4 protein-coding genes are annotated in these 4,592 nt (G+C 60.0%); 2 read left to right on the top strand and 2 right to left on the bottom strand.

Translation table 11 applies throughout. The features are described from left to right. Positions 1-815, top strand: an 815-nt coding sequence (locus BQ7477_RS10740) for an IS256 family transposase (RefSeq protein WP_129582578.1), incomplete at its 5' end; no start/stop codon positions are given. 167 nt (positions 816-982) lie between these two features. After that, positions 983-1,498: a hypothetical protein gene (locus BQ7477_RS11745; RefSeq protein WP_200783529.1), complete on the top strand. Its 516-nt coding sequence runs from the start codon at positions 983-985 to the stop codon at positions 1,496-1,498. Between the two features lie 1,614 nt (positions 1,499-3,112). Here the strand turns inward: BQ7477_RS11745 and BQ7477_RS10730 are convergent. Together BQ7477_RS10730 and BQ7477_RS12610 are read right to left on the bottom strand one after the other, a co-directional pair. After that, on the bottom strand, positions 3,113-3,610 hold the full coding sequence (locus tag BQ7477_RS10730) for a hypothetical protein (protein WP_234968827.1): 498 nt from the start codon (positions 3,608-3,610) through the stop codon (positions 3,113-3,115). A 418-nt stretch (positions 3,611-4,028) separates the two neighbouring features. Further along, positions 4,029-4,502: a DUF6318 family protein gene (locus BQ7477_RS12610; protein ID WP_478209470.1), complete on the bottom strand. Its 474-nt coding sequence runs from the start codon at positions 4,500-4,502 to the stop codon at positions 4,029-4,031. Between the last annotated feature and the right edge of the window lie 90 nt (positions 4,503-4,592).

Below are 4,592 nucleotides of genomic sequence, written 5' to 3'. Positions count from 1 at the left end.
TAGAAGCGTTCTACCCGGTGATCTACCTGGATGCGATCCGCATCAAAGTCCGATGCGATCACAGGGTGGAGAACCGGGCCGCTCACCTGGCGGTAGGAGTGGACATGGAGGGCGTCAAGCACGTGCTGGGCATCTGGGTCCAAGCCGATGAAGGCGCCTCCTTTTGGGCCCACGTGTGCGCCGAGCTGGCCAACCGAGGCCTACGCGATGTCCTGATCGTGTGCTGCGACGGGTTGGCTGGCCTGCCCGAAGCCATCGAAGCGACCTGGCCCCAGTCCATGGTCCAAACCTGCGTCGTTCACTTAATCCGCGCGTCCATGCGTTTCGTGTCCTACAAGGACCGTAAGAGCGTCGCCGCGGCTCTAAAGCGGGTCTACAGCGCGCCCAACGAAGAAACCGCCCGAGAGGCGCTGGAAGACTTCGCGGCCAGTGACCTGGGAGCGCGCTACCCCCAAACCGTTGCGACCTGGCAGCGCGCCTGGCAGCGCTTCACGCCGTTCCTGGCGTTCCCGCCCATGCTGCGCCGCGTCGTGTACACCACCAACGCTATCGAGTCCTTGAACTACCAGCTACGCAAAATCACCAAGAACCGCGGGCATTTCCCCAGCGAAGAAGCCGCCGTCAAACTCCTGTGGCTCGCCATCTGCAACATCGAAGACAAACGAGCCGCTCAGCGCCTCACAGACGCTGGCAAACCCGCCAACAAACGAACAGGACACACACGCCTCATCCAAGGACACACCACCACCAACTGGAAACAAGCCCTCGCCCAACTCACCACCGCCTACCCCGACCGAATCACCCCCTACCTCTAACCCCCATACACAGAAAAATTGACAGGCTCTGCAAGAACATCTGGCCGACCACGCGCGTTCAACGCTGTACCTTCCACGCGTATTGCCGTATCCGCCAAGCCACCACAACGCGCCCCAAACTGGAAGCCTCGCGTAGCTTGTACGCTCTGGGGCGCCAGCTCACGCACGTGCACGACATCGAAGGCGCCCAGGAATGGATAGACGCCTACCAGGGGTGGTGCACGCGCTGGAAAGGCTTCCCGGAGGAGAAAACACGCAGACCTGAGGGGGGATGGGAATACACCCACGAACGTCTCGTTCGGGCTCGTAACAGCCTCAACAAGCTCATCTCCCAGGGGCTCCTGTTCACCTACCTGGACCCCACCTGGACCCACCCGATGCCCGCGATGACCAACCAGATCGAAAGCACGAACGCCCAATTACGCCAGATGCTGCGCGACCACCGCGGCATGCGCCTGACCCGACGCATGAAAGCCGTGTTTTGGTGGTGCTACACCCACTCTCCACACCCCCAGCCAGCAGCGAGGATCCTGGCCACCATGCCCACCGACGCAACCCTCGAAAATGCCTGGTACCAAGCCTGTCAAACCCACCAAGCCACCGCCACCATCCCCGGCTGGGGCGACGCAATCTGCTTCAACGAACTCCACCACACCACCCCCTACCACAACACCTGGGACTAACCCCAGCAACACGAAATGTCCTATAACCCGCACGCGCCGCGAGCGTCGCTCGCCGCGTCGCCTCCAAGCCCGGGTTAAAGGACAAAACGTGTTGGTTTGTGGCGACTTTTTGGTTTGTTGGTGTGGGAAAGTCGGTGTTGGAGGTGGTTGTTTCATTGCGAGCCTGTACGTGGTCCCTGGGTGGGCGAGACGCTGCACCGCGTGTGGGTGCTTGTTTTATCGTGAGTCTGTGCGTGGCTCCTTGATCTGTCTCGGTGGGGCTTGGGCAGGTCGTTTGCGGCGACGGTATTCACCGTGCCATGCCGCTGGCACGTCGCTGGCTGCGCTACCGGCGGTGCTATGGGTGGCAGCGCATGACTCCCGCCCGGCGAGCTTTCCACGAATGTCGCATGCAATTCCCCCGACACCGTGTCTCACCGCGCAACCGTATCGTTGGAATTACAACGTTTGTAGATACTGTTGAAAGTTCACCCAATCGAATTGCATGCGAAACTGCTCCAAGCGCGAGCTGCTTGCGTTCCTCGCCGCGCACGTGGATCCGACACTTCGCGCCTGGGTCCGCTATTACGGGCGCGGGCCCCCGATCCGCGCGTGGGTCCGCTGATTCGCGCGTGGGCCCTCTAATCCGCGCGTGGGCCCTCTAATCCGCGTGGGGGTCTGATGGCATGCGCGGCGGCGCCGCCCAGGCGCATATCTTGGGGTTGGCGTGCGTGTCACGGGGTTAACGCGCATTGTCGGCGGTTCGCGTGCGAGCGACGCACCAGGTGGCGCCGTTGTGTCCACAACGCAGGTCATCTCGCCCACGACAGCCCATTGTCAACGTGTTTCATCGAGGTGGCTTGCGACTTGGGCGGCGCTGCCCTGAACCGCGGCCTCACCGACAGTAAACGGGGGGAGTTGCGCTGTACGTGGACCCGTGCGTGACTTGCCTGCCGGTGACGTCGCCACCAAGCGGGGGGAGTTGCACCATTAGAGGCGCGACACGCCGACGACACGCCGAGGAGAGGCTTCTAATGGTGTAAAACCCCCACCTTTACCCCTGGTGTCACGCTCCCTCACCGGTGCAGGACTGCCCGACGGGCGCCGATAAACACCGGTGGGGAGTCGCCGGCAATGACAAGGGACGACGGGCGGCCAGCTCCCAGGCGAGGCTTGTTGCCGATGAGGTGTCACACCTGATCGGGAAGATTCAACCCCAACTGATCATGTGCAATGCTCCCTAACGGGTTGAATGCTCCCGTTCAGGTGCAATCCTCCCGATGGGGCGCATCCCGTCTGAGGCGCTGCGACGCGAGCGCGCTAGCCCGACGACCCATCCCTCGACGGCGACTGGGACCGAGCCCCGACTAACACTCTTTGTCCCATAACGCGAACTGTTGGGCCGGAATACTTGTCGCTGTGGAGGCTCGCCCGGAGGGGTAGGTCGTTGGGCGCCACGTCTGGTTAGGAAATGACGATCAGGATAGGAGGTGATGATCCGGACGCTCACAACCTATCGGGATCGTTGTTGCCTTTCTGACCTTGCCTCGTTGTAGGTTGGCTCTCGGCGTCGTGATTGCGGATGCCGAGCGTTGAGACAAGTCGACGGAACCGGGGTGCGTCAGGAATTATCCGTTAGTGGCCTTGTTTTTCTTCCCAGGTGTCGGTGTTGTTGATAACCAGGTGAGACAACGGAAACTCGCCCGTTGTTTCGGTGGTGGTGACCAGGCCGTTAATCGTCTGGGTCTCCCCCGTGAAAGGATTCGTGGCCGTGCCACTCCAGGTGGTGGTGAGGGTGATTTCTCGGTTTTCGTGGGGGTAGGGGCCATCGAGCATGGAGCGCCAGCCTTGGGGCGGGGTGTAGTAGTGGCGGATGAGACGCGGGTCATTGTTCGGGTCAATGCCCTTCTCCCACGCCAGGCCCGGGGAGGTGGTCACCGTGTTGGGGGTCCCATCGCCCCAGGAATACTCATAGTTCGTCGCCGTCAACGTGATCGTGATGTCGCGGCCCAGCAGGTTGATCACGTGGGTCTGGGTAGGGTTCGTGACCGAGACGATCGTGGGGACGAACCGGTTCGTGTACGACACACCGTCGGGCCGCTTACGCAAACCCGCACCATCAGCATGAATCACGGTCGCAGCAGCCAAGAGGATGTCACGCGTGGTCGGCGGTTGCGGGGCTTGATCTCCCTCGTTTGAAGCTGAGGGTGGGTAACCGCACACAATCATCTGGCTCTCAACTGGCAGCGTTGTGTCACTCGTTGCCAGGGCGCAGTGAGCCCAATCAACGTGTGTACTCGCACGCTCGTCGTATTCAGATTGGGCCGTGCGGCGGGCCCTGTCGTCCCCAACGGTTGAGCGCTGTGGAACGAATCCGTTGGAAATCTGCTGCGCTGCTTGTGTTAATGCGATGGCAATATTTGTGCCACTGGCCTCAGCATCAAAGTACGGAGTAATACATGGAGGGTCGGCTGCGTCAGTACCTGACACTAGCAGTGTTGTCGAAAAGAACATGCCGGTCAGTAACGATATAATAATTCGAAGGGTGCTGTTATTGTCCATGAGTCTTCTCCGAACCGCCTTGGGTTTCGATCCATGTTCCGTCTCGCCAGGTCATCAACAGAGCAAATACTATCTGCGATTCATCCGGAGAGGAAATAACTTTCTGGTCTCTGCAAGTTGTGCCAGCTGATGTTGTTGCCAATAGAACGACTAGTACTGAATTGGGAGGGATGTCTCCGTCGTTTTCGGCCTGTGGATCGACGCGTAGAATATGATCAATTGTAATTCGATTATCGTATGACCAACCGCGCGAATATAGGCTATTAATGCCAGATATGAAGTCATTTCGGAAATTGTCATTACGGTCCGATATGTTCCCAAATGGTTGTGTGTCTCCGGTGTTCCACGCGTAGGTGAGTGTGTCGAGGAGGTATTCTGCGGCGAGTTCTGCTCCTCTTTCTGTGTTTTGTNTGGTGGTGAGGGTGATTTCTCGGTTTTCGTGGGGGTAGGGGCCATCGAGCATGGAGCGCCAGCCTTGGGGCGGGGTGTAGTAGTGGCGGATGAGACGCGGGTCATTGTTCGGGTCAATGCCCTTCTCCCACGCCAGGCCCGG

Source organism: Actinomyces bouchesdurhonensis, from assembly GCF_900128465.1.
Classification (GTDB): domain Bacteria; phylum Actinomycetota; class Actinomycetes; order Actinomycetales; family Actinomycetaceae; genus Pauljensenia; species Pauljensenia bouchesdurhonensis.
This window is presented reverse-complemented; position numbering and strand designations above follow the sequence as displayed.